This is a genomic window from Mesorhizobium sp. M0306 (assembly GCF_040321655.1).
Taxonomy (GTDB): domain Bacteria; phylum Pseudomonadota; class Alphaproteobacteria; order Rhizobiales; family Rhizobiaceae; genus Mesorhizobium.
This window is the reverse complement of record NZ_JAMYRY010000024.1, coordinates 72,468-93,749: the sequence shown is the minus strand read 5'-3', so window position 1 is coordinate 93,749 and position 21,282 is coordinate 72,468. Positions and strand designations below refer to the sequence as shown.

The window sequence follows — 21,282 nt, the reverse complement described above, 5'->3', positions numbered from 1 at the left end:
AGTCGATGCGACATGCCCCGCAAGATCAAGCGCTACTATCCCGGATAGCGCCGGCGGCTTGTCGTTGGTTCGAGCCTATTTCGACGGGCAGGTCTTTGGCTGATCGAACAGCGACAGATTGACCAGTTTGCCCGTCATCGAGAACTCGCCATAGTCCATCACGAGATCGCGCGTGATGCCGTTCTCGTGCAGCTTGAAGCTGATCCGGTATTCCGGCACCTCCTCGCCGCCTTTGTCGGCATCGTCGAAATAGGCGATGTCGACCGGCCAGTATTTGTCGGTGGCGAGCTTGGCCAGCGCCGGCGCTTCCGGATCGGTGTTGTCGGCATCGGCTTGCTTGCCGACGACGACGGTGGTGGTCACCACCTTGTTGGCGTCCTCAGAGCCGTCGAACAGGTTGGTTTCGTAGAACCGCTCGCCCTTTTCCGCCTTGCCGATCATTTCGACCATTTGCTGGGTCGGGAACTGGGTCGGCGCGAGTTCCAGGCTGCTCTTTTCGGGCTTGTCGATATCGACCTTGAGACCATTGGCCTCCTTCGTTGCGGTACCCTTGACCTCCTTGTCGAGGTTCTGGTCGACAAAGGATTTGTTCACGAAGGAGAAGGTCTTGCCCTCGGCATCCTCGAAGGTGGTCATCTGCTGGTCGGTCAGCCTAGTGTTGTCGTTGGTTACGATCTGGGTCACCAAACGGAACTTTACCGTATAGCCCTCGCAAGGCGAGCCGTTGAACTCGTAGACCATGCGGCCGGTGATGCCAGTAATGCCGGAGCGATCGGAGGCCTTGTCGAGCGAAATGTCGTAAACAGCACGATGCGCCTGCAGCGCAGGCACCGCAAAAGCGGGAGCCGCCCAGGAAGCCGCTGTCAGGAGGACGGCGTTGAATGCGAGGCGCGTTGCGCGCATGGGGTGCTCCGATCATCGCGGCTAATGGCAGGCCGCATGGAAAGATGGTCCAGCTTAAAAAAAGTCGTGGCGGAAGCGAGGCAAAAATAGCAATTTCGGCCCGGCCTGCGCGGCGCCTTCAAGCAATAGGGAAATAGCATGAGCGAAACAATCGAAAAGCGGCTAAGCGAACTCGGCGTGACGCTGCCGGTCGCCGCCGCGCCCGCCGCCAATTACGTGCCATATTGCAGGACCGGCAATCTGCTGTTCACCGCCGGGCAGTTGCCGCTCAAGGAGGGCAAGCTCCAGGCGAGCGGACTGCTTGGCCGCGATGTCGACACCGCGACCGGCAAGGAAGCCGCAAAATACTGTGCGATCAACATATTGGCGCAGGCCCAGGCGGCACTTGGCGATCTCGAGAAAATCCGTCGCTTGGTGAAGATCACCGTCTTCGTCGCCTCGGCACCGGATTTTGTCGAACAGCATCTGGTTGCCAACGGCGCCTCGGATTTTCTCGTCGCCGTGCTCGGCGATTGCGGCAAGCACGCTCGCTCCGCCGTCGGGACCGCCTCCCTGCCGCTTAATGCCGCAGTGGAAATCGAAGCGATCTTCGAAGTCGAATGACCGGGACCGCGACCATGACCGATCTTTCCTGGCTGACTGCCCGGCCCGTCGCCCATCGCGGCCTCCACGACATGAACAAGACGCGCTGGGAGAACACGCTTTCCGCTTTCGCTGCGGCAGCCGAGCGCGGCTACGCGATCGAATGCGATGTGCACCTGTCATCCGACGGCGTCCCCGTCATCATCCACGATGGCGATCTGCGGCGGCTGACCGGCAAGGACGGCTTCGTTTGGCAGCGTACGGCTGCCGAGATCACGGCGCTGAAGGTCGGCGGCACCGCCGACCATTTGCCGACGCTGCAGCAGGCGCTTGATCTGGTCGACGGCCGTGTGCCGATGGTTGTCGAACTGAAAGGCGCTGCCGGGCACGACGAAGGCCTGGTCGAAAGCGTCGGCAAGATGCTCAAGCAATACAAGGGCAAGACCGCGATCATGTCGTTCGACCATTGGCTGATCCGCGAGTTCGCGAAATATGCACCCGGCATACCCGGCGGGTTGACCGCCTACGGCAACGACAACCACCTGATCGAGGCGCATTTCGCCATGCTGGCGCATGACATCGCCTTCACCTCCTACGCCGCCGGCGACCTGCCGAACCGGTTCGTCTCCTTCGTGCGAGAGACACTCGGCATGCCGGTGATCACCTGGACCGTGCATGACCAGCCTGCCGTCGATCTGACCTTCAAATATGCCGACCAGATGACGTTCGAAGGATTCGAGCCCGATCTTGTACGGCTTGCCTGAGCGGGCTTGTATGGGTCCGCAGCGAGCTTAAGTAAGCCTCATGGATCAAGGGGACGACTGCGAAAGACAAACGGCGAATGCGGAGCTGTCGATCCGCATCGCCGCGGGCATCGGCGCCTTCACCAGCGCTGAATGGGACAGCCTCGGCGGCACTACGCGCGGCGATGCAGAAAACGGCTACAACCCGCTTGTTTCATTCGCTTTTTTGAGCGCGCTGGAAGATTCCGGCTGCGCTGTTCGGCGCACCGGCTGGCAAGGCCATCACCTCCGGCTGGAAACCGCGCGAGGCAAGCTGCTCGGGGCGGTCGCCTGCTATCTGAAGTCGCACAGCCAGGGCGAATATGTATTCGACCATGGCTGGTCAGACGCATTCGAACGCGCCGGCGGGCGCTACTATCCGAAGCTGCAATGCGCGGTGCCGTTCACGCCCGTCACCGGCCCTCGCCTGTTGGTCGGCAAGGGCGAGGACAGCCACACCGTCAAGGCCGGTCTTGCGGCCGGCCTGAAGGCGGTGACGGATAAACTCGGCGTGTCTTCCGCGCATGTTACTTTCGCGCCGGAGGACGACGTCCAGACATTGGCGGCGGCCGGCTTCCTGCATCGCACCGACCAGCAGTTTCACTTCTTCAACGAAGGCTTTTCGAGCTACGACGATTTTCTCGCGACGTTAGCCTCGCGCAAGCGCAAGGCAATGAAGAAAGAGCGGCGCGAGGCGCTCGCCGACGGCATCTCGATCGACTGGCTGACCGGCAAGGATCTGACCGAAAAGGCCTGGGACGACTTTTTCGCGTTCTACATGGATACCGGCAGCAGGAAATGGGGCCGGCCCTACCTCAACCGCGATTTCTTCTCGCTGATCGGCGAGCGCATGGCCGACGACATCCTGCTGATTATGGCCAAACGCAACGGGCGCTACATTGCCGGTGCCATCAACTTCATCGGTTCCGACGCGCTCTACGGCCGCAATTGGGGCTGCATCGAGGACCACCCATTCCTGCATTTCGAGGTCTGCTACCATCAGGCGATCGATTTCGCCATCTCGCGCAAGCTGAAGGTGGTTGAAGCCGGTGCGCAGGGCGAGCACAAGCTGGCGCGCGGCTACCGGCCCGTGACGATGCATTCGGCGCACTACATCGCCCATCCAGGTCTGCGCAATGCAGTGGCCGACTACCTCCATCGCGAGCGCCGCGAAGTCGAGCGGATGAGCGAATATCTGGAAGAGCACACCCCGTTCCGCAAGGACCTGGCGGAGTAGGGTAGCGAGACCCAATCGCTCAGCCGCGCGGGCCGGCATGGCCGATGTCGATCGATCGTCCTTGCCCGCCCGGAACAGCTTCGCTACACGAGACAGCGAGCCAAGAACCGGAGCGCGCGCCATGGCCGAAGCAACCTACGACAGCAGCAACATCTTCGCGAAAATCCTGCGCGGAGAAATCCCTTCGCACCGCGTCTACGAGGATGACGCGGTCATCGTCTTCATGGATGTGATGCCGCAAGGACAAGGTCACACGCTGGTGGTGCCGAAAGCGCCGTCGCGCAACCTGCTCGACGCGGATCCGGCGGTGCTTGGCCCGCTCTTCGTTCACGTCCAGAAAGTTGCGCGGGCCGTAAAGAAGGCCTTCGATGCCGATGGCGTCACGGTCTTGCAGTTCAACGAACCAGCTTCGGGCCAGACCGTCTTCCACCTCCATGTCCATGTCATTCCGCGCTTCGACGGCATTCCCTTGAAGCCGCACAGCGGACAGATGGAAAAGCCTGAAGTCCTGGCCGAGAACGCCGGCAAGATACGGATAGCGCTGGCAAGCTGAACCGGCGCAAACCGCTCCGGCGGGCGCCGGGTGCTTAACCGGAAGGTGTCATAAAAAAAGCCCCGTTTCCGGGGCTTTTTTTGCTGGCTTGTTCGTCAGTTCTTGCGCGGCAGTTGCGGCACAAGGCTGCGCTTGCCGCCATCCTTGCCCTTCGGCTCCGGCTTCTGCGCCACCGCCTTTTTCGCGGCGGGCTTCTTCGCCACCGCCTTCTTGGCTTTCGGCACGTCGTCCGGCTCTTCCTTCTTCGGCTTCACCGGCGCCTCGTCGGCGAGCGATTCGAGCTTCAGGCCGGTCTCGCCGGTTTCCTTCTTCTCGACGGTGACACGCACCGTGCCGCCCTTCTTGAGCTTGCCGAACAGCACCTCGTCCGCTAGCGGCTTCTTGATGTGCTCCTGGATGACACGGCCAAGCGGCCGGGCGCCCATGCGCTCGTCATAGCCCTTGTCGGCCAGCCATGCGATTGCATCCTGCGACAAGTCGAAGGTCACGCCACGCTCGGAAAGCTGCGCTTCCAGCTGCATGACGAACTTCTGCACCACCTGATGGATGACCGGCACCGGCAGCGAGCCGAACGGAATAATCGCATCGAGGCGGTTGCGGAACTCCGGCGTGAACAGCCGGTTGATCGCCTCGACATCGTCGCCTTCGCGCTTCGTCGAACCGAAACCGATCGCCGCGCGCTGCGCATCGGATGCACCCGCATTGGTGGTCATGATCAGGATGACGTTGCGGAAGTCTATTTGCTTGCCGTTGTGGTCGGTCAGCTTGCCGTGATCCATGACCTGCAACAGGATGTTGAACAGGTCCGGATGCGCCTTCTCGACTTCGTCCAGCAACAGCACGCAATGCGGATGCTGGTCGACGCCGTCGGTCAGAAGGCCGCCCTGGTCGAAGCCGACATAGCCGGGAGGCGCGCCGATCAGCCGCGAAACGGTGTGGCGTTCCATATATTCCGACATGTCGAAGCGGATCAGCTCCACGCCAAGCGAGGCGGCGAGCTGCTTGGCCACTTCCGTCTTGCCGACGCCGGTCGGGCCCGAGAACAGGTACGAGCCGATCGGCTTTTCCGGTTCGCGCAGGCCGGCCCGCGCCAGCTTGATGGCCGAGGTCAGTGCTGTGATTGCGGTGTCCTGGCCGTAAACGACGCGCTTCAACTCGATGTCGAGGCCTTGCAGCACCTTCTCGTCGTCGGCGGAAACCGTCTTCGGCGGGATGCGTGCCATGGTGGCGATCGTCGCTTCGATCTCCTTGATGCCGATGGTCTTCTTGCGTTTGGCTTCCGGCACCAGCATCTGCGAGGCGCCGGTCTCGTCGATCACGTCGATCGCCTTGTCCGGCAGCTTGCGGTCGTTGATGTAACGCGCCGAGAGCTCGACCGAAGCCTTGATCGCCTCGCTCGTGTAGCGGACCTTGTGGAACTCCTCGAAATAGGGCTTGAGGCCCTTCATGATCTCGATGGCGTCCTCGACGGTCGGCTCGTTGACGTCGATCTTCTGGAAGCGCCGCACCAGCGCGCGGTCCTTCTCGAAGAACTGGCGGAACTCCTTGTAGGTGGTCGAGCCGATGCAGCGGATGGCGCCTGACGACAATGCGGGTTTCAACAGGTTCGATGCATCCATGGCGCCGCCGGAGGTGGCCCCTGCCCCGATCACGGTGTGGATTTCATCGATGAACAGCACGGCGCCGGGATAGTCCTCGAGCTCCTTGACGACCTGCTTCAGCCGCTCCTCGAAATCGCCGCGATATCGGGTGCCGGCCAGCAGCGTGCCCATGTCGAGCGCGAAGATGGTGGCATTGTGCAGCACTTCGGGAACGTCGCCCTCGACGATGCGCTTGGCGAGGCCTTCGGCGATCGCCGTCTTGCCGACGCCGGGATCACCGACATAGAGCGGGTTGTTCTTGGAGCGGCGGCACAGCACCTGGATGGTCCGGTTGATCTCGCTCTCGCGACCGATCAATGGATCGATCTTGCCGGCCTTGGCCTTGTTGTTCAGGTTGACGCAATAAGCAGTCAGCGCGTCCTGCTGCTGCTTCTTCTTGCCGCCTTCCTCTTGCGGCTCGGCCCCGCCCTGGTTGCCTTGCTCGTCGTCGGCGCCGCGCGGCGTCCGCGTCTCGGAGGCGCCGGGGCGCTTGGCGATGCCATGCGAGATGTAGTTGACCGCGTCGTAGCGGGTCATCTGCTGTTCCTGCAGGAAGTAAGCGGCGTGGCTCTCGCGCTCAGCGAAGATGGCGACGAGCACGTTGGCGCCGGACACTTCCTCGCGGCCTGACGACTGCACATGGATCACCGCGCGCTGGATGACGCGCTGGAAACCGGCAGTCGGCTTGGAATCTTCATCGTAGCCGGTGACGAGGTTGTCGAGCTCGGTGTCGATATAGGTGAGGACCGTATGCTTCAACTCGTCGAGATCGACGTTGCAGGCACGCATGACGGCGGCCGCCTCGGTGTCGTCGATCAGGGCGAGCAGCAAATGTTCAAGGGTTGCATATTCATGGTGCCGCTCATTGGCGAGCGTCAGCGCTTGGTGAAGCGCCTTTTCCAGGCCTTGGGAGAAAGCCGGCATGTTACCTCACTTCTTCTCCATCACGCATTGCAGCGGATGCTGATTCTGTCGGGCGAAATCCATGACCTGAGACACTTTGGTCTCGGCCACCTCGAATGTATAGACCCCGCACTCGCCCACCCCATGATTGTGAACATGAAGCATTATGCGTGTGGCGGCTTCGCGGTCCTTCTGGAAAAAGCGCTCCAGCACGTGGACCACGAATTCCATGGGTGTGTAGTCGTCGTTAAGAATGAGGACCCGATACAGACTGGGCTTCTTGGTCTTGGTTTTTGTGCGCGTGATGACGGCCGTGCCGCGACCGGCCTCATTGCCGTTGCTGCCGTTCTGCATTCGCACCACGTAGCTCGTGGCAGTCAAACCTGTAGTCACGTAGTCCTGCCTCTTTCGAATCCTCATGCATCCTCGACATGTAGGTGTTCGATGGACGATTTTAAGCCCTTCTGTTTAGCTGACAATATGGCTAGGTGGCCAAACTTGACCGATTTTTCAAATCGTGAAGACCGCAGGCCCCGATTTCGAGCTGGCATGAAAAAACCCGGCCGCGCGTTTGCGACCGGGTCTGTCTTTGCGAGCCCAGGGTCGGCTCGGAACGTTCGTCGAATTTACTTCGCCTTGGCGACGATCGATTCGAACGGCTTGTAGGCTTCCTTGGCGAGTTCGGCATAGAGATCGCCAAGCTTGGTGGCCTCGGTGACGAAGCTCTCATAGGACTGCTTGGCATAGTCGGACTGGATCTCGATCGCCTTGTCCAGCGACTTGGCGGAAAAGAGCTTCTCGACAGCGGCGCTACCGGCTTCGAAGCTTTTCTTGGTGTACTCGCCCGCCTCGGCGGCGATAGCCTGCGCACCCTTGGACAGCGATGCAAAGCTCTTCAATCCGGTGTCGGCAAATTCCTTGCCGTATTTGCTGAAATCTTCATAGGTCTGGGTCATTTCACGCATTCCCTTGAACGGTTGCCTTTGGACGATGGACGCGCCTTGTCCGGGCCGCGTTGTGCAATGCGTGTAAATATATTGTGCAGTGCACAAAAAGTCAAGATTTCCGCGGCAATGCGCATCGTGAGCTGCCGGCAATCGCTAAGATTCGAATAAAGAGAAGCTCAATCCCGCAGAAAACGGTGAACGCGGCGGTTACCATAAACGGATTGGTAACGCTGCGCGCGTTAGCGTGGCCGGAGGTGAGGCAGGACCCTTTGCCGCCTCCAAGGCAACGGAAATTCAAAGGAACTATCAGTGCGTAAGGCGTTGTCGGGCTTCGTTTCCAAATCCGCGGGCTCCCTCCAAACGATCATGATCCTCGCTATGGCGATGAGCTTCGTCGTCGCGGACGCGGCTTCATCCATGGCGGCCAAGTCGGCGGCCATCGTCATCGATGCCAAGACCGGCAAGGTGCTTTATTCGTCGGACGCCGATGGCCGGCGCTATCCGGCGTCGCTTACCAAGATGATGACGCTCTATCTGACGTTCGAGGCATTGGCGAAGGGCAGGATCAGCGAGAATTCCCCGGTCGTGTTCTCGGCCAATGCCGCTGCCGAACCGCCGACGAAGCTCGGCGTCAAGCGGGGCGGCTCGGTCACGGTCGAGACCGCGATCCTGTCGATGGTGACCAAATCGGCAAACGATTCCGCAACGGCGCTTGGCGAGATGCTCGGCGGCAATGAAGCCAATTTCGCCCGCATGATGACCGCCAAGGCGCGGGCGCTGGGCATGAGGGGAACCGTTTTCCGCAACGCCAACGGCTTGCCTGATCCCGGCCAGTTCACGACCGCGCGCGACATGGCGATGCTCGGCATCGCCCTGAGAGAGCATTTTCCGCAATATTACGGCTATTTCTCGCAACGCTCCTTTCTTTATGGGCGGCAGCGTATCAACGGCCACAACCGTCTGCTCGGACGTATCAAGGGCGTCGACGGCATCAAGACCGGTTACACCCGCGCCTCCGGTTACAATCTGGTCTCCTCGGTCTCGGATGGCGATCGGCGCATCGTAGCGGTGGTCATGGGCGGCAGGTCCGGCGGCAGCCGCGACAGCCAGATGGCCGGGTTGATCAATGCCTACATGCCGAAGGCGTCGTCGCGCGGCGGCGGCGTGCTGATTGCCAAGGCTGGTGGCGGCAATCCGATTTCAGCCTTGGCCAAGGTGCTTCTACCGAAGCATGACGCGCCGACACCGGACAGTAAGCCGGACGACGATGCCGTTGCCTCCCTTGTCGAGGAAAATGCGCCCGTCGTTGAAGAAACCACTCCGGTCGTTCAGGCCAAGAGGGTCAAGACGACGGCTGTGTCGACGGTGGACGACGTGGCGACAGCCCGGGTCGCCGCAGCCTATGCCGAACCGGCGGCAGAGGTCGATCCGGTCAGCACGGCGTCAGTGCCATCCGGCTGGGCAATACAGGTCGCCTCTTCGCCAAATCAGGCCGAAGCGAAGGCTTTCCTCGACAAGGCGACGAAGCAGGCGCCCTCCGTTCTGGCCGATGCCTCCGGTTTCACCGTCGCCTTCGACAAGGACGGTGTCACCTACTACCGCGCCCGGTTCGGTGGTTTCGGTTCGAAGACCGCTGCCTGGAAGGCCTGCAACGCTTTGAAAAAGAAGAAGATCGAGTGCTACGCCGTCCAGCAGTAAGCGGCGCGCGAAACGATATCTTTCCCGAAAGTTCTGCGTCGAAGGAGACTAGTTGTGATTGGAGAGCAAGACGTCCTTGGCTTCATTGATCCGCGCCGCCAGGAAAGACGTGCCACCGATATCGGGGTGCAGGCGCTGCATCAGGCGGCGGTGCGCCTTGCGGACATCCGCCGCGGCAGCCCCCGCTTCAAGACCAAGGATCTTGTAGGCCTCCTCCTTAGTCATGGCGCCAGAACCTGGCGCAACACCCAGCCCTTCGCCACCATTCGCATCAGCGTCTTTGCGCCAGATGGGAAATCTGCCGTCAAGATACGTCTCTAGCAATTGGCGGCTCTCCGGATCGCCGGAGAGTTCGCGATAGAGTTGCTGCAATTCGGCAAGCCCCATCGAGCCAAGCATCTTGCCTTCATGGCGCCCAGCCAGCACGAGGCCTTCGAGGCCGCCGGTATCGTGATCGAGTTCCATCTCAAGCGCCGCTGTACGAACTGTCGAACGCTTGCCTGGTGCCAGTTTTGCTGCCGGCCGATTCATGCGCATGGAGCCGTACCAGGCGAGCGCAGCCGACAGGATCAAGCCGCCGATACCCTCGCGCCCGACCAGCAGCACGGCGACGCCAATCAGCCCGAGCAGCACAGGTCCAAGCGTCCTCATGCCGCCTGCAAGCTTGGCCGGATCGGCGCGCAGGAAGACAGTGACCGTGCCGAGAAACACCAGAAGCAATGCTACAAAAGCGATAATTGCGCCCATCAGTTTCCGCCGCCCCTCAGATGCTCGATCATCAGCCGGTCCTCCGGCCTGCCCCGGGCCTCCAGTGCTTTCAGGCCGCCGGTCGCAAACACGGCGACGGACGAAAGCAGGCCGGCCAAGGTTGCGGCAGCCCGCCGATCGAACCGGAACCAGGCCCCTTTCGACAGCCGCGCAATTTCCTTGAACGCCTTTTCCGCGGCGGCATCATGGCCCTCCTGAAAGACGAAGACAGGAACGCCGTGCAGACCGAGGCTGCCGGCCTTTTCGGCCAGATCATCTATGTTTTCTTCCATCGCGTCGCCGATATAGACCAGCGCGTTGACCTTGGCCGCCGCCGTCTGTTTCAGCGCATGGGCGAGCACCTTGCCGATTTGGGTATGGCCGCTGCGGCATTCGATCCGCGTCATCAACTGCTTCAGAGCTTCGGTATCGGGGACGAATGCGGAGGAGCGGCACTCGCCAAGGCCGCGAAAATAGACAAGTTGAACCTTGAGCGCCCCGGTCTTGCCGACGGCGTCGAACATCTCGGCCTGCAGCGCACAGGCGAGATCCCAGGTCGGCTGGCGGCTCATCGTCGCGTCGAGGGACAGGATCAGCCTGCCTGAACCGGTGGCGGATGCAGCGAGCGTTCTTGCCTGACGGAGAAACGCGTCGATCTCGCCGGTGCTCGATTGAGACTCGACCGGCGCAGGATTTGCCTTTGCAGGCACGGGCTGCTTCTTGTCGCTCATGACATTCAAGATGTGGCGTTGTTCCCCGGCTTGCAAGCCCAGATGAGGCGACCTGGAGGACCGGTGATGATGGCAACTGCGGACAAGCGCTTCGCCTGGTGGTCTTGGCGTCGCGGTTCTCGGCGTCAGAGCAGGCCGAGATCGGCAAGCTCACGCCTGAGCTTCGGCGGCATCTCGATCAGCCCGGCTTTGCCCTTGCCGAGATCGGCCGGCGCGTCCGCCGGCTTCAGGTAGCGCCACCCCTGGAATGCACGGCGCGGTTGCCAGTCGGTGCGCACGACCTCGGGATCGAGGATCAGATGGCAACGGCCGATACCCTCGTCATCGGTAAAGGGCCGGATTTCGGTGATCAGCTGGCGGCATTGAACATTGCCCTTGATCACCCAGTAGAGCGAGCCGCCGTCGGTAATCTCGGCGCCGCGTGTCGGCACCATGCGGGTGGTGTGGTAGTGCTCGGCCGGTTCGCCGGCGCGGCGCCGCTCGTCGAGACGGAAGGCAATCCACTCTTCCAGATCCTCGACGCTGTCACAGCCGACGCAAAGCTTTATGAGATTGAGAGACATCGTTTAAGGTTTAGTCCAGCACGCGAACGCGTCAACGGCCTGATCGACTTCTCCACAGTGGTGGTCCAGGCCGCCAGATTGGCGCTCAGCACTCCACGACATTGACGGCCAATCCGCCAAGGCTGGTTTCCTTGTACTTTTCGTTCATGTCGAGGCCGGTCTGGCGCATCGTCTCGATCGCGGCATCGAGCGGCACGAAATGAACGCCATCGCCCTTGATGGCCAGCGAAGCGGCGGTCACCGCCTTGACGGCGCCAAGCGCGTTGCGCTCGATGCACGGCACCTGCACCAGGCCGCCGACCGGATCGCAGGTCATGCCGAGATGATGTTCCAGCGCGATTTCGGCGGCGTTCTCGACCTGCTCGGGTGTGCCGCCCATGACGGCGCACAGTCCCGCCGCAGCCATTGCCGAAGCCGAACCGACCTCGCCCTGGCAACCGACTTCCGCCCCCGAGATCGAAGCATTGGTTTTGATGATGCCGCCCACCGCCGCCGCCGTCAGCAGGAAATCGCGGATGCTGGGCTGGTCGGCTTCGGGATGGAAATGCAGCCAGTAGCGCAGCACCGCGGGCAGAGTGCCGGCCGCCCCATTCGTTGGCGCGGTGACGACACGGCCGCCGGCAGCGTTCTCCTCGTTGACCGCCATCGCATAGATCGACAGCCAGTCATTGGCGAGCAGCGGGTTGGGCCGGTTCTGCTGCCATTGCTCTTGCAGCTTGTCGTGCAGCATCCGGGCACGACGGCGCACCTTCAGTCCGCCCGGCATGATGCCGTCTTGCGACAGGCCGCGCTCGATGCACCCCTTCATGGCGCTCCAGATGCCGTCGAGACCGGCGTCGAGCTCCTCGCGCGACATCTGCGTCTCCTCGTTGACGCGCTTCATCTCGGCAATGGAAAGCCCGCTTCTCGCTGCCAGGGACAGCATTTCGACGGCATTCTTGAACGGATACGGAACCTTCTTGCCCTCTGTTGTCGCCGAGCCCCTTGCCTTCAGCCGCTGCAGTTCTTCCTCGGACACTACGAAGCCGCCGCCGATCGAATAGTAGACCCGCCTCAGCAGCAACCGGTCGCCGGCATCATAGGCAGAGAAGGCCATGCCATTGGCGTGACCCGGCAGCGGCGTCTTGCGATCCAGCACAAGATCCGTTCCCGGGTCGAAACGATAGGACGGATGGCCAGGCGGCGAAATCCGCTTCTCGGCGGCGATGCGAGCGACGATGCCGTCCGCCTGGTCGGGATCCACCATCTGCGGCGTCTGGCCGGCGAGGCCGAGCACCACGGCACGATCGGAGCCATGGCCGATGCCGGTGTAGGCGAGCGAGCCATGCAGGCTGGCCGCGATGCGGTCGACCTTGGCGCCGGCCGGGCGCGGCCAGTCGTCTCCCGCAATCTCATCGAGAAACCGCCGCGCAGCCGTCATCGGCCCCATCGTGTGCGAACTCGATGGGCCGATGCCGATCTTGAACAGGTCGAAAACCGAAAGGAACACGTGGGCGTTTTCTCCTGGGACCCTGTTGAGGTCTACATATAGGAACTGCCATGATGTTTTCCGCTGTTTTGAAGATCGCGGCGCTGCGCCTGCCGACCTTGTTTGCTCCGGCAGCGACATTCCAGCTTCGACCATCGAAGCGTCCCCTCGGCCTGTGGTAAAAGCAACGCATGAGCGATTCCTTTCATCTATCGATGGCCGACCTTGCGGCGCTGGGGTTCTTCCTTGCCGCGTGGGTGCTGCATACGCTCGCCGCCGACGGAATGCTGGTCAGCCGCATGTCGCTGACGAGGGCGATGAACGTGCAGCGTGAGGCCTGGATGCGGACCATGGCCGAACGCGAGATCCGCATCGTCGACACCGCCATCATGAGCGGCCTGCAACAGGGAACCGCCTTCTTTGCCTCCAGTTCGCTGATTGCCATCGGCGGCTGTTTTGCCCTGCTCGGCGCCTCCGATCAGGTTCTGACCGTGCTGAGCGACCTGCCGTTTGGCGCCACGTCCTCACGCGCGGCCTTCCAGACGAAGGTGTTCGGGCTGGTGCTGATCCTGGCCTTTTCCTTCTTCAAGTTCGGCTGGGCTTACCGGCTATTCAATTATTGCTCGATCCTGATCGGCGCCGTGCCGATTCCGCATGGCGAGGCGTCGCGCAATCCGGTCACCGAAACGGCAGTCTGGCGTGCCGCGCGCATGAACATGCTGGCCGGGAAGCATTTCAATTCGGGCCTGCGCGGCGTGTTCTTCTCGATTGGTTATCTCGGCTGGTTCGTCGATCCCACCGTTTTCGTGCTATCGACGCTGCTGCTACTGGCGGTACTGGTGCGCCGCCAATTTTTCTCGGCGGCGCGGCAGGCGGTGCTCGGTCAGCCGCCCGGCCCGGGAAAAGGCCGATCGATGCGGCCCGACAGCCAATAGGCGATGAGCCCTATCCATTCGCGGATCGCAACAGTGGTGACCTCCAGCCAGTCGCCGGGATAGGGGAACGTGGTGATGCCTTCCCTACCGGAGGTGCGATAGTCGACTGGCCACGGAACGGTCGAAAAGCCGGCTTTGTCGAACAGCGCCTTGGCGCGTGGCATGTGGAAGGCCGAGGTCACCAGCAACCAGGTCTCGCCCGGTTTCGGCGTCACCAGTTCCTTGGTAAAGACAGCATTCTCGTAGGTGTTGCGGGATTTGTTCTCGAGGATCAGCCGATCGGCCGCGACGCCGAAAGCGGCAAAAAGACGCGGCGCGGTATCTGCATCGCCTTCGCCGCCGCGGAACGTTTCGATGCTGCCACCGGAGATAACGACTTTCGCTATCGGAAACCGCCGCGCCAGCACGGCCGCCTCGACCATCCGGTCGCCGCTGGAGTTCATTTCATAGCCACCACGCACCAGATTGACGGCGCCATCCAGACTGCCGCCAAGCACCACGATACCGTCAACCTTTTCCGGCAGCGGCGGCCTGGGGAAGCGTTCCTCCAGCCGATTGAGCATCATGGGGCCGAGCGGGCTCCATGTCGAAACCGCCAGAATGAGGAAGGCAAGAGCGCTGCCGGCGGTCGCCAACCGTCGCCGACCGAACATCGCCGCGACCAGCCCCGCCAGCAGCAGGAAGATCGTGAGATTCAACGGCTGGACGAAGAACCAGAGAATCTTGGAGACATAGAAGAACATCCCTCACCCCCTCAGATGAGAAACGATCCTACCACCATTTTTCCGGCTGAAATGTGCCGGCCGCCTGTTCGATGACGTGGGCGGTCTGGAACAGCGTTTCCTCGTCGAAGGGCCGGCCGATTAGCTGCAGGCCGAGCGGCAGCCCCTTGGCGTCGAGCCCAGCCGGGACCGCTATGCCGGGCAGGCCGGCCATGTTCACCGTCACCGTAAAGATGTCGTTGAGATACATTTTGACCGGGTCGGCTGCCATGTCCTCGTCGGCGATGCCAAAGGCGGCGGACGGCGTTGCCGGCGTCAGAATGACGTCGACGCCTGCGGCAAACACATTTTCGAAGTCACGTTTGATCAGGGTTCGAACCTTCTGCGCCTGCAGATAGTAGGCATCGTAATAGCCGGCGGAAAGCACATAGGTGCCGATCATGATACGGCGCTTGACCTCGCGCCCGAAGCCGGCGGCGCGGGTCTTTTCATACATTTCGACAATGTCCTTGCCGGGCACGCGCAACCCATAGCGGACGCCGTCGTAACGGGCGAGGTTGGACGAAGCTTCGGCGGGCGCCACAATGTAATAGGCCGGCAGCGCGTATTTCGTGTGCGGCAGCGAGATATCGACGATCTCGGCGCCGGCATCCCTCAGCCAGGCAATGCCTTTCTGCCACAGCGCCTCGATCTCCGCGGGCATGCCGTCGACACGGTATTCCTTGGGGATGCCGACCTTCATGCCCCTGATCGGGCGGCCGATCGCCGCCTCGTAATCCGGCACCGGCAGGTCGACGGAGGTCGTGTCCTTCGGGTCGACCGAAGCCATCGACTTCAGCAGGATCGCGGCGTCGCGGACGTCGCGCGCGATCGGCCCGGCCTGGTCGAGCGACGAGGCGAAGGCGACGATGCCCCAGCGCGAGCAGCGGCCATAGGTCGGCTTGATGCCGACCGTGCCGGTGAGGGCAGCGGGCTGGCGGATCGAGCCGCCGGTATCGGTGGCGGTGGCGCCGGCGCACAGGAAAGCCGAGACGGCTGATGCCGAGCCACCGGACGAACCGCCCGGCACCAATTGGGCATTGTCCAACGTGCGCGCGGTCCTGGTGCCGCCGGCCGAAACGAAGCCGCCCTCGCCCTGATGCGTCGTCGGCATCACCACCGTGTCGAGGCGCGAACGCCGCCACGGGTTGATGACGGGCCCGTAATACGAGGTCTCGTTGGACGAGCCCATGGCGAACTCGTCCATGTTGAGCTTGCCGAGCATGACGGCGCCATCCGCCCACAGATTGGCGGTGACAGTCGATTCGTAGCGCGGCTTGAAGCCGTCTAGCACATGGCTGCAGGCCTGGGTGTGGACGCCTTCGGTGCCGAACAGATCCTTGATGCCGAGCGGGATACCCTCAAGCGGCCCGCCCTCGCCCTTGGCTAGTTTCGCGTCGGAGGACTTGGCCATGTCCCGCGCCTTGTCGTCGGTGACCACGACATAGGCGTTGAGCGCCGGATTGGCTCGCTCGATCGCCGATAGATAAGCCTCGGTGATTTCGGTGGCAGTGATCTCCCTGGAGCGCAATTTGGCGCGGGCCTGCGAAATCGTCAGCTGGGTCAGATCGCTCATCAGGCAAGGCTCTTTTCGTAAAACACCGACCACTCGGAATCGGGATAATTCAGCACCGGACGGCAGCGAGAAAATCCGGCGCGTTCGTAGACGGTCCAGGCGGCGGGATGACGGTCCCCCGTCTCCAGCACCAGACGCTTAAGCCCTTCTTGGCGCGCCAGCGCCTCGATTCGCTCGACAATCTTCGCGCCGATCTTGCGGCCGCGATGCGAAGGTCGCGTATACATGCGCTTGACCTCGCCGACGACAGTATCGTGGCGCTTCAGTGCGCCGCAACCGATGGCAAGACCGTTATCGCGGGCGATGAAGACGGTCGTGTCGCCGTCCGCCATCTGCTCGACCGTCAAATGGTAGCAATGCTCCGGCGGCGTCAGCTCCAGCAATGTGGCGTTGAGCTCCTCGACCAGCCCACGCACATCGTCCTGCAGCGGCGTCTCCGCGGCGATCTCGATTGCCATCGGCCAGCTACTCCACGACCTTCGGCACAAGGAAGAAATTCTCTTCGGTCGCCGGCGCGTTGGCGACGATGTCGGCTGCCTTGCCGCCGTCAGTGACGCCGTCCTGGCGCTTTTTCATTGCCATCGGCGTGACCGAGGTCATCGGCTCGACGCTGGAAACATCGACCTCGTTCAATTGCTCGACAAAGCCCAAAATGGCGTTCAATTCGCCGGTCATGCGCTCTGCATCCTCCTCGCTCACCGCAATACGGGCAAGATGCGCGACGCGCTTCACGGTTTTTATATCAACGGACATGTTTGTGCCTCGGGGAAAACCAGCGCTATAGCGGCGCGGCGCGTGCCGCGCAACATGCATCGTGCCGACAACTGCCCTATGGCATCGCGACGCCGTCGCAGAGGAAATAACTGCCGCCGTTGCCGCTCTGCTCGCCTTCGTCGGCGGCAGGCCGAACCGATACCAGGTCGATCTGCTTCGGGCTCATCTGTGTCAGTGAGAGAACATCGGGAAAGACGTAGCCCGGTTCCTGGCATATGGCGGTCACCGCCCAGCTTGGCGAGCGAGTCGCTTTGGTGATCTGCAGGAACTCACAGTTATATTCGATGCTTTCCAGGCCATTTGCAGACAGCACGATATTGCCGCCCTCGATCACCGTCTGCAGCGTATCCTTTTTGGCCTGCGCGCAGAGATCCTCCGATTGCAGATAGATGCCCTCGATGAAATCCTCCGCCGCCAGCGCCGGCGACGCGGCAACCAGCATGGAAATGCAAAGAGAATTTCTCAAGCGCATCGTATCGTTCCGGATCGGCTTTCTTTACAGCGTAATCGTCTTGCCGATCTTCGGCAACGCCACTTTCACGCCCGATCCGTCCAGCCCGGCCACGAATTTGTCGGCGGTCTGGTCGATCATCGGAAACGTGCCGAAGTGAGCGGGAACGACCGTCTCGAACTTGAAGAAACGCAGGCAGGCAAGGGCTGCCACCGCCCCACCCATGGTGAAGCGGTCGCCGATCGGCACGATGCCGATCTTCGGTTCATGCAACTCGTTGATCAGCGCCATGTCGGAAAAGATGTCGGTGTCGCCCATATGATAAAGCGTCTTGTCCTCGGGGAAGTGCAGGACGAGCCCGCCCGGATTGCCGAGATAGGTATTCTGGCCGCCCTCGCCCGGAAAGGACGATGAGTGCAGGGCCTGAACGAAGGTGGTGGTGAAGCCGCCGCAATCGACCGTACCACCGATATTGCCGGGATTGATCTGCTTGTCACCGACGCCCTTGCCGACCAGGTACATGCAAATCTCGAAATTGGCGACCAGCATCGCGCCGCTTTTCTTGAGCACTTCGATGGCGCCGCTGATGTGGTCGCTGTGGCCATGGGTAAGCAAGACATGCGTGATCCCTTCGGCCGGCCCTTCCCAGCCGCCCGTCCACGACGGGTTGCCGACTAGATAGGGGTCGATCAGGATTTTCGCGCCTTCGATTTCGATTCGGAATGCCGAATGTCCGTACCAGGTCAGTCTCATCAATGCTTTCCTCGATTTTTGTTTCGGTAGAGGATAGAACGCCGACGGCGAAATTAAAGTGCCACGCACGCTTTGCGCGTATAGGACGTGCGGCGTCGCGGTCAAAGGAAAAGCCGTTGGGCATCATCACCATCGAGGAGTTGCCGGCCCGGCTAGGCGGCGGCAAAACCCTGGCCGGTCTCGACCTCGGCGACAAGACGATCGGCGTGGCGGTTTCCGACCGCGGCTTGTCCTTCGCGCACCCGCGCCCTGTCATCATGCGCAGGAAATTCTCGCTCGATGCCGCAGTGCTGCTCGCTCTGCTACAGAAGGAAAATGCCGGCGCCGCGGTGATCGGCCTCCCCATCAACATGGACGGCTCGGAAGGCCCGCGCGCCCAAAAATCCCGCGCTTTCGTGCGCAATATGGCTGGATTGACCGATCTGCCGTTCGTCTTTTGGGACGAAAGGCTGTCGACGGTGGCGGTCGAGCGGACGCTGATCGAGATGGATTTTTCCCGCAAGAAGCGCGCCGGCAAGATCGATTCGGCGGCGGCCGCTTTTATCCTGCAGGGCGTTCTCGACCGCCTTCAGGCGCTCGGCGTCGATGCCTGGTCGAAATAGCGGTTGCGCATCGCCGTGATCCAGCCGCCAATTGCCTTGCGGCGGCGAAATGCCCAGAACGCCATCAGCAGCAGCCCGTCGAATACGCAAGCTTTCGCCACCATGCCCGGAATGAGCGCGGGATCAACGCCCAGCATCTGTCCATAGAGCTGGAAGACGAGATCGTGCAATTGGCGGCTCAGCATGACATAGCCGAAATTGATGTCGTTGAGCGACAGAAAGAACCAGCCCCAAAATAAGAGGAGCGGACCCGCCCACAGCGCGAACAAGGTGCGCATTAGCGGTCATCCCTCGAATCCAGCCGGCCGGAAATGCGGGCAAGCGAGGAATTATGCGCCGCTGCCTTGGCCATGACATGGGCGGCCGCTCGGATTTCGCCGGTTCCTGGAACTGCCGCGGCAACGGCCGACCGCCGCTCGGCGAGCATCGCGACATAGGACGCCAGAAGTGCCGCCAATTGCACCGCGACAACCATGAACAGCCCATTAATGCCTTGCGCGGCGCCGCCGATGACTATCAGCGACAGCACGCCCAAGGCGGAGATGAAGGCGATCCGCACGACGCTGTCGGCGGGGTCCGGGTTGGTCGCGTCGCTGGTCAGTGCTTCAACAAAGGCCCAGCAGAACAGCACCGCGACGACAAGCAGTGCCACGGCGAGCGGCGCCACGACGACAGCGTTTTCGAGATCGGCAAATCGAGTGTTCTGGACGGGAACGCCGAGCACGCCAAGGGCCGTCGCGACGCCTCGATTTCCGTCGATGCAGATGAACGCCAGCAGGGCGAAAACGGCCGCCCAATGCAATGCCAGAAAAGAGCTCAGAATATGCCGCATGACGCTCCTGCTTCGCAGGGCAAAGCCGCTCAAGCTGAACAATCCTTGCCTTAACCATAACACTGGGCTTTGCCACCGGTCGCCGCAATGGAAACCATTCGTTAAGGTTAACGGCCATCCACAGGGGGCGCGAGAGCGGCAGCGAATTGGGCGACGGCACTTAGTTGATCGGCGGGTAGAGCGTATCGATGATCATGCGCGCATCATGGCGCGAATCGATCATGCCATAGGTATTGCGCCACTGGCCGGCGAGGCGCGTTTCGACGAAGGCGTCGGCGATCCGCCCTGCCCCCAGCCTGCGAAGCTCTGCCGCCGCCGCCGACAATGCCAATTGCTCGGTCAACAGCCGCGCCGAGCCCTCGTCGGTAGCCGCGACCTGCATTGCCGCCTTGAGCACGCCGACGGTGCCGCGTCCGCCTGCACCGAGATCGCGGTCGATGCCGGACAGCACGTCATCGAACAGGCCGGGTGCACGCCCCAGCACACGTAGCACGTCAAGCGCCATGACGTTGCCTGAACCTTCCCAGATCGCGTTGACCGGAGCTTCGCGATAGTAGCGGGCGAGCGGCCCCTCTTCGACATAGCCGTTGCCGCCGAGGCACTCCATTGCTTCATAGAGCAGCGGCGGCGCGATCTTGCAGACCCAGTATTTGACGACCGGCGTCATGGCGCGGGCGAAGGCCGCCTCGCCGCGGTCGCCGGCCGCCTCGTCGAAGGAGCGCGCCAGCCGGAACGACAGCGCGGTAGCGGCGGCAACGTCCAGCGCCATATCGGCCAGCACACGCTGCATCAGCGGCTGCTCGATCAGATTGGTTCCAAACACCTTGCGGTGGCGCGTGTGGTGGACAGCCTCGGCCAGTCCGGCCCGCATGATCGCCGACGAGGCGACGGCACAGTCGAGCCGCGTCAGGGTCACCATGTCCATGATCGTCTTCACGCCGGCGCCGGGCTCGCCGACCATCTCGCCGATGGCATTGACGAATTCCACCTCCGACGAGGCATTGGATCGATTGCCGAGCTTGTCCTTCAGCCGTTGAAAACGGAAGCCGTTGCCGGATCCGTCGCCGAGCAAGCGGGGCACGAGAAAGCACGACAGTCCCTCCGGCACCTGTCCGAGCACCAGGAAGGCATCCGACATCGGCGCCGACATGAACCATTTGTGGCCGGTCAGGCGATAAAACCCGCTGCCGGCGCGCTCGGCCCTGGTGACGTTGGCACGGACATCGGTGCCGCCTTGCTTCTCGGTCATGCCCATGCCGAGCGTCAGCCCGGCTTTTTCGACCGGAGGCTTTTGGCTTTGATCGTATTTCCGCGTCGTCACCCGAGGCGCCCATTCGCGAAACAGCTTCGGGCTGGCCATCAGCGCTGCCAGCGAAGCGCTGGTCATGGTGATCGGGCAGAGATGCCCGGTCTCGAGCTCAGCCGTGAGATAAAAGCGCGCGGCACGCACCTGGTGGCGACGGCCGATCTCGGCGTCGCCATTCTCCCAGACCGACGAATGCAGCCCGTTGGCAACAGAGCGGCGCATCAGCGCGTGATAGGCGGGATGGAACTCGACCTGGTCGATGCGCCGGCCCTGGCGATCATGGGTCCTGAGCTTCGGCGTCTCGACATTGGCAAGACGGGCCAGTTCCTGCGCCTCATGGGTCAGAACGAAACGACCAAGCCCGTCGAGGTCCTTGCGGACCGGATCGGAAAAGCGCTCGGCAAGCTGGATCAGCAACGGATCGCCCCGCCAGGCGTTGCCGCCGGCCAGCGGCGGCGGCTGGTTGGTCACGTCGTCAGTCACGCTTCGTCCTTATCACCTGAAGGCTGCGAATCCAAAGCCAAGGCGGTTTATAGCC

Annotated in this window: 24 protein-coding genes; 7 read left to right on the top strand and 17 right to left on the bottom strand. The window is 62.2% G+C overall.

The window, feature by feature from the left end:
* Nucleotides 1-75: 75 nt before the first annotated feature.
* Nucleotides 76-903 carry a cell envelope integrity EipB family protein gene (locus NKI95_RS25825; RefSeq protein WP_292653503.1) on the bottom strand — a complete coding sequence of 276 codons (828 nt, stop codon included), beginning with the start codon at nucleotides 901-903 and terminating at the stop codon, nucleotides 76-78.
* A gap of 138 nt (nucleotides 904-1,041) precedes the next feature.
* On the opposite strand from NKI95_RS25825, the gene NKI95_RS25820 reads away from it, so the two are divergent.
* From NKI95_RS25820 to NKI95_RS25805, 4 genes are all read left to right on the top strand, one after another.
* Nucleotides 1,042-1,506 (top strand): RidA family protein, encoded by a 465-nt coding sequence (locus tag NKI95_RS25820; protein WP_352720221.1) that lies wholly within the window; start codon nucleotides 1,042-1,044, stop codon nucleotides 1,504-1,506.
* Nucleotides 1,507-1,520: 14 nt separating this feature from the next.
* Nucleotides 1,521-2,249: a glycerophosphodiester phosphodiesterase gene (locus tag NKI95_RS25815; protein WP_352720219.1), complete on the top strand. Its 729-nt coding sequence runs from the start codon at nucleotides 1,521-1,523 to the stop codon at nucleotides 2,247-2,249.
* Nucleotides 2,250-2,289: 40 nt separating this feature from the next.
* Nucleotides 2,290-3,504, top strand: a complete 1,215-nt coding sequence (locus NKI95_RS25810; protein WP_352720217.1) for a GNAT family N-acetyltransferase — start codon at nucleotides 2,290-2,292, stop codon at nucleotides 3,502-3,504.
* A 121-nt stretch (nucleotides 3,505-3,625) separates the two neighbouring features.
* The gene (locus tag NKI95_RS25805; protein WP_352720216.1) at nucleotides 3,626-4,057 is read left to right on the top strand and encodes an HIT family protein; all 432 of its coding nucleotides are present in this window, start codon (nucleotides 3,626-3,628) and stop codon (nucleotides 4,055-4,057) included.
* Between the two features lie 95 nt (nucleotides 4,058-4,152).
* On the opposite strand, the gene clpA is transcribed toward NKI95_RS25805, so the two are convergent.
* The 3 genes from clpA to NKI95_RS25790 form a co-directional block, all read right to left on the bottom strand.
* On the bottom strand, nucleotides 4,153-6,621 hold the full coding sequence (gene clpA, locus NKI95_RS25800) for an ATP-dependent Clp protease ATP-binding subunit ClpA (RefSeq protein ID WP_352720214.1): 2,469 nt from the start codon (nucleotides 6,619-6,621) through the stop codon (nucleotides 4,153-4,155).
* 6 nt (nucleotides 6,622-6,627) lie between these two features.
* Nucleotides 6,628-6,954: an ATP-dependent Clp protease adapter ClpS gene (gene clpS, locus NKI95_RS25795; protein ID WP_023717744.1), complete on the bottom strand. Its 327-nt coding sequence runs from the start codon at nucleotides 6,952-6,954 to the stop codon at nucleotides 6,628-6,630.
* 272 nt (nucleotides 6,955-7,226) lie between these two features.
* Nucleotides 7,227-7,556: a phasin family protein gene (locus NKI95_RS25790; RefSeq protein WP_023674920.1), complete on the bottom strand. Its 330-nt coding sequence runs from the start codon at nucleotides 7,554-7,556 to the stop codon at nucleotides 7,227-7,229.
* A 300-nt stretch (nucleotides 7,557-7,856) separates the two neighbouring features.
* Here NKI95_RS25790 and NKI95_RS25785 point away from each other — a divergent pair, with 300 nt between their 5' ends.
* Nucleotides 7,857-9,245, top strand: coding sequence for an SPOR domain-containing protein (locus tag NKI95_RS25785; RefSeq protein WP_352720211.1), 1,389 nt, complete (start codon nucleotides 7,857-7,859; stop codon nucleotides 9,243-9,245).
* Nucleotides 9,246-9,293: 48 nt separating this feature from the next.
* Here NKI95_RS25785 and NKI95_RS25780 read toward each other — a convergent pair whose 3' ends face one another.
* The 4 genes from NKI95_RS25780 to NKI95_RS25765 form a co-directional block, all read right to left on the bottom strand.
* On the bottom strand, nucleotides 9,294-9,992 hold the full coding sequence (locus NKI95_RS25780; protein ID WP_352720209.1) for a DnaJ domain-containing protein: 699 nt from the start codon (nucleotides 9,990-9,992) through the stop codon (nucleotides 9,294-9,296).
* Nucleotides 9,992-10,723, bottom strand: coding sequence for a vWA domain-containing protein (locus NKI95_RS25775; protein ID WP_352720207.1), 732 nt, complete (start codon nucleotides 10,721-10,723; stop codon nucleotides 9,992-9,994). The genes NKI95_RS25780 and NKI95_RS25775 overlap by 1 nt, the downstream gene beginning before the upstream one ends.
* A 125-nt stretch (nucleotides 10,724-10,848) precedes the next feature.
* Complete coding sequence (locus NKI95_RS25770; RefSeq protein ID WP_352466463.1) at nucleotides 10,849-11,286, bottom strand: DUF1489 family protein; 438 nt, start codon at nucleotides 11,284-11,286, stop codon at nucleotides 10,849-10,851.
* 85 nt (nucleotides 11,287-11,371) lie between these two features.
* The gene (locus NKI95_RS25765) at nucleotides 11,372-12,775 is read right to left on the bottom strand and encodes an L-serine ammonia-lyase (protein ID WP_352720205.1); all 1,404 of its coding nucleotides are present in this window, start codon (nucleotides 12,773-12,775) and stop codon (nucleotides 11,372-11,374) included.
* A gap of 170 nt (nucleotides 12,776-12,945) precedes the next feature.
* Between NKI95_RS25765 and NKI95_RS25760 the strand changes: the two genes are divergently transcribed.
* A complete protein-coding gene (locus NKI95_RS25760) occupies nucleotides 12,946-13,689 on the top strand; it encodes a DUF599 domain-containing protein (protein ID WP_352720203.1) in 744 nt (247 codons plus the stop codon).
* Here NKI95_RS25760 and NKI95_RS25755 read toward each other — a convergent pair.
* The 6 genes from NKI95_RS25755 to NKI95_RS25730 all read right to left on the bottom strand — a co-directional run bounded on the left by NKI95_RS25755 (nucleotide 13,638) and on the right by NKI95_RS25730 (nucleotide 18,004).
* A complete protein-coding gene (locus tag NKI95_RS25755) occupies nucleotides 13,638-14,432 on the bottom strand; it encodes a YdcF family protein (protein WP_352720201.1) in 795 nt (264 codons plus the stop codon). The genes NKI95_RS25760 and NKI95_RS25755 overlap by 52 nt on opposite strands.
* Before the next feature lie 28 nt (nucleotides 14,433-14,460).
* Nucleotides 14,461-16,026, bottom strand: a complete 1,566-nt coding sequence (locus NKI95_RS25750; protein ID WP_352720200.1) for an amidase — start codon at nucleotides 16,024-16,026, stop codon at nucleotides 14,461-14,463.
* On the bottom strand, nucleotides 16,026-16,484 hold the full coding sequence (locus tag NKI95_RS25745; protein WP_352466458.1) for a GNAT family N-acetyltransferase: 459 nt from the start codon (nucleotides 16,482-16,484) through the stop codon (nucleotides 16,026-16,028). Before NKI95_RS25745 ends, NKI95_RS25750 begins: the two co-directional genes overlap by 1 nt.
* Nucleotides 16,485-16,491: 7 nt before the next feature.
* Complete coding sequence (gene gatC, locus NKI95_RS25740; RefSeq protein ID WP_352720199.1) at nucleotides 16,492-16,779, bottom strand: Asp-tRNA(Asn)/Glu-tRNA(Gln) amidotransferase subunit GatC; 288 nt, start codon at nucleotides 16,777-16,779, stop codon at nucleotides 16,492-16,494.
* Nucleotides 16,780-16,855: 76 nt separating this feature from the next.
* Nucleotides 16,856-17,272, bottom strand: coding sequence for a hypothetical protein (locus tag NKI95_RS25735; RefSeq protein ID WP_352720198.1), 417 nt, complete (start codon nucleotides 17,270-17,272; stop codon nucleotides 16,856-16,858).
* A gap of 24 nt (nucleotides 17,273-17,296) precedes the next feature.
* Nucleotides 17,297-18,004 carry a metal-dependent hydrolase gene (locus tag NKI95_RS25730; RefSeq protein WP_352720196.1) on the bottom strand — a complete coding sequence of 236 codons (708 nt, stop codon included), beginning with the start codon at nucleotides 18,002-18,004 and terminating at the stop codon, nucleotides 17,297-17,299.
* A 116-nt stretch (nucleotides 18,005-18,120) separates the two neighbouring features.
* On the opposite strand from NKI95_RS25730, the gene ruvX reads away from it, so the two are divergent.
* On the top strand, nucleotides 18,121-18,606 hold the full coding sequence (ruvX, locus tag NKI95_RS25725) for a Holliday junction resolvase RuvX (protein ID WP_352720195.1): 486 nt from the start codon (nucleotides 18,121-18,123) through the stop codon (nucleotides 18,604-18,606).
* Here ruvX and NKI95_RS25720 read toward each other — a convergent pair.
* From NKI95_RS25720 to NKI95_RS25710, 3 genes are all read right to left on the bottom strand, one after another.
* On the bottom strand, nucleotides 18,573-18,884 hold the full coding sequence (locus tag NKI95_RS25720; protein ID WP_352720193.1) for a DUF6105 family protein: 312 nt from the start codon (nucleotides 18,882-18,884) through the stop codon (nucleotides 18,573-18,575). The two genes, ruvX and NKI95_RS25720, sit on opposite strands and share 34 nt — an antisense overlap.
* Nucleotides 18,884-19,438 carry a hypothetical protein gene (locus NKI95_RS25715; protein ID WP_292653483.1) on the bottom strand — a complete coding sequence of 185 codons (555 nt, stop codon included), beginning with the start codon at nucleotides 19,436-19,438 and terminating at the stop codon, nucleotides 18,884-18,886. Before NKI95_RS25715 ends, NKI95_RS25720 begins: the two co-directional genes overlap by 1 nt.
* A 160-nt stretch (nucleotides 19,439-19,598) precedes the next feature.
* Nucleotides 19,599-21,227 (bottom strand): DNA alkylation response protein, encoded by a 1,629-nt coding sequence (locus tag NKI95_RS25710; protein WP_292653482.1) that lies wholly within the window; start codon nucleotides 21,225-21,227, stop codon nucleotides 19,599-19,601.
* Between the last annotated feature and the right edge of the window lie 55 nt (nucleotides 21,228-21,282).

Coding starts and splice junctions, on each gene's coding strand:
- NKI95_RS25750 (WP_352720200.1), bottom strand. CDS start 16,026: ATGAGCGATCTGACCCAGCTGACGATTTCGCAGGCCCGCGCCAAATTG.
- NKI95_RS25815 (WP_352720219.1), top strand. CDS start 1,521: ATGACCGATCTTTCCTGGCTGACTGCCCGGCCCGTCGCCCATCGCGGC.
- NKI95_RS25775 (WP_352720207.1), bottom strand. CDS start 10,723: ATGAGCGACAAGAAGCAGCCCGTGCCTGCAAAGGCAAATCCTGCGCCG.
- NKI95_RS25755 (WP_352720201.1), bottom strand. CDS start 14,432: ATGTTCTTCTATGTCTCCAAGATTCTCTGGTTCTTCGTCCAGCCGTTG.
- NKI95_RS25820 (WP_352720221.1), top strand. CDS start 1,042: ATGAGCGAAACAATCGAAAAGCGGCTAAGCGAACTCGGCGTGACGCTG.
- NKI95_RS25770 (WP_352466463.1), bottom strand. CDS start 11,286: ATGTCTCTCAATCTCATAAAGCTTTGCGTCGGCTGTGACAGCGTCGAG.
- NKI95_RS25805 (WP_352720216.1), top strand. CDS start 3,626: ATGGCCGAAGCAACCTACGACAGCAGCAACATCTTCGCGAAAATCCTG.
- NKI95_RS25810 (WP_352720217.1), top strand. CDS start 2,290: ATGGATCAAGGGGACGACTGCGAAAGACAAACGGCGAATGCGGAGCTG.
- NKI95_RS25715 (WP_292653483.1), bottom strand. CDS start 19,438: ATGCGGCATATTCTGAGCTCTTTTCTGGCATTGCATTGGGCGGCCGTT.
- NKI95_RS25790 (WP_023674920.1), bottom strand. CDS start 7,556: ATGACCCAGACCTATGAAGATTTCAGCAAATACGGCAAGGAATTTGCC.
- gatC (WP_352720199.1), bottom strand. CDS start 16,779: ATGTCCGTTGATATAAAAACCGTGAAGCGCGTCGCGCATCTTGCCCGT.
- NKI95_RS25760 (WP_352720203.1), top strand. CDS start 12,946: ATGAGCGATTCCTTTCATCTATCGATGGCCGACCTTGCGGCGCTGGGG.
- NKI95_RS25745 (WP_352466458.1), bottom strand. CDS start 16,484: ATGGCAATCGAGATCGCCGCGGAGACGCCGCTGCAGGACGATGTGCGT.
- NKI95_RS25780 (WP_352720209.1), bottom strand. CDS start 9,992: ATGGGCGCAATTATCGCTTTTGTAGCATTGCTTCTGGTGTTTCTCGGC.
- clpS (WP_023717744.1), bottom strand. CDS start 6,954: ATGCAGAACGGCAGCAACGGCAATGAGGCCGGTCGCGGCACGGCCGTC.
- NKI95_RS25825 (WP_292653503.1), bottom strand. CDS start 903: ATGCGCGCAACGCGCCTCGCATTCAACGCCGTCCTCCTGACAGCGGCT.
- NKI95_RS25720 (WP_352720193.1), bottom strand. CDS start 18,884: ATGCGCACCTTGTTCGCGCTGTGGGCGGGTCCGCTCCTCTTATTTTGG.
- NKI95_RS25730 (WP_352720196.1), bottom strand. CDS start 18,004: ATGAGACTGACCTGGTACGGACATTCGGCATTCCGAATCGAAATCGAA.
- clpA (WP_352720214.1), bottom strand. CDS start 6,621: ATGCCGGCTTTCTCCCAAGGCCTGGAAAAGGCGCTTCACCAAGCGCTG.
- NKI95_RS25735 (WP_352720198.1), bottom strand. CDS start 17,272: ATGCGCTTGAGAAATTCTCTTTGCATTTCCATGCTGGTTGCCGCGTCG.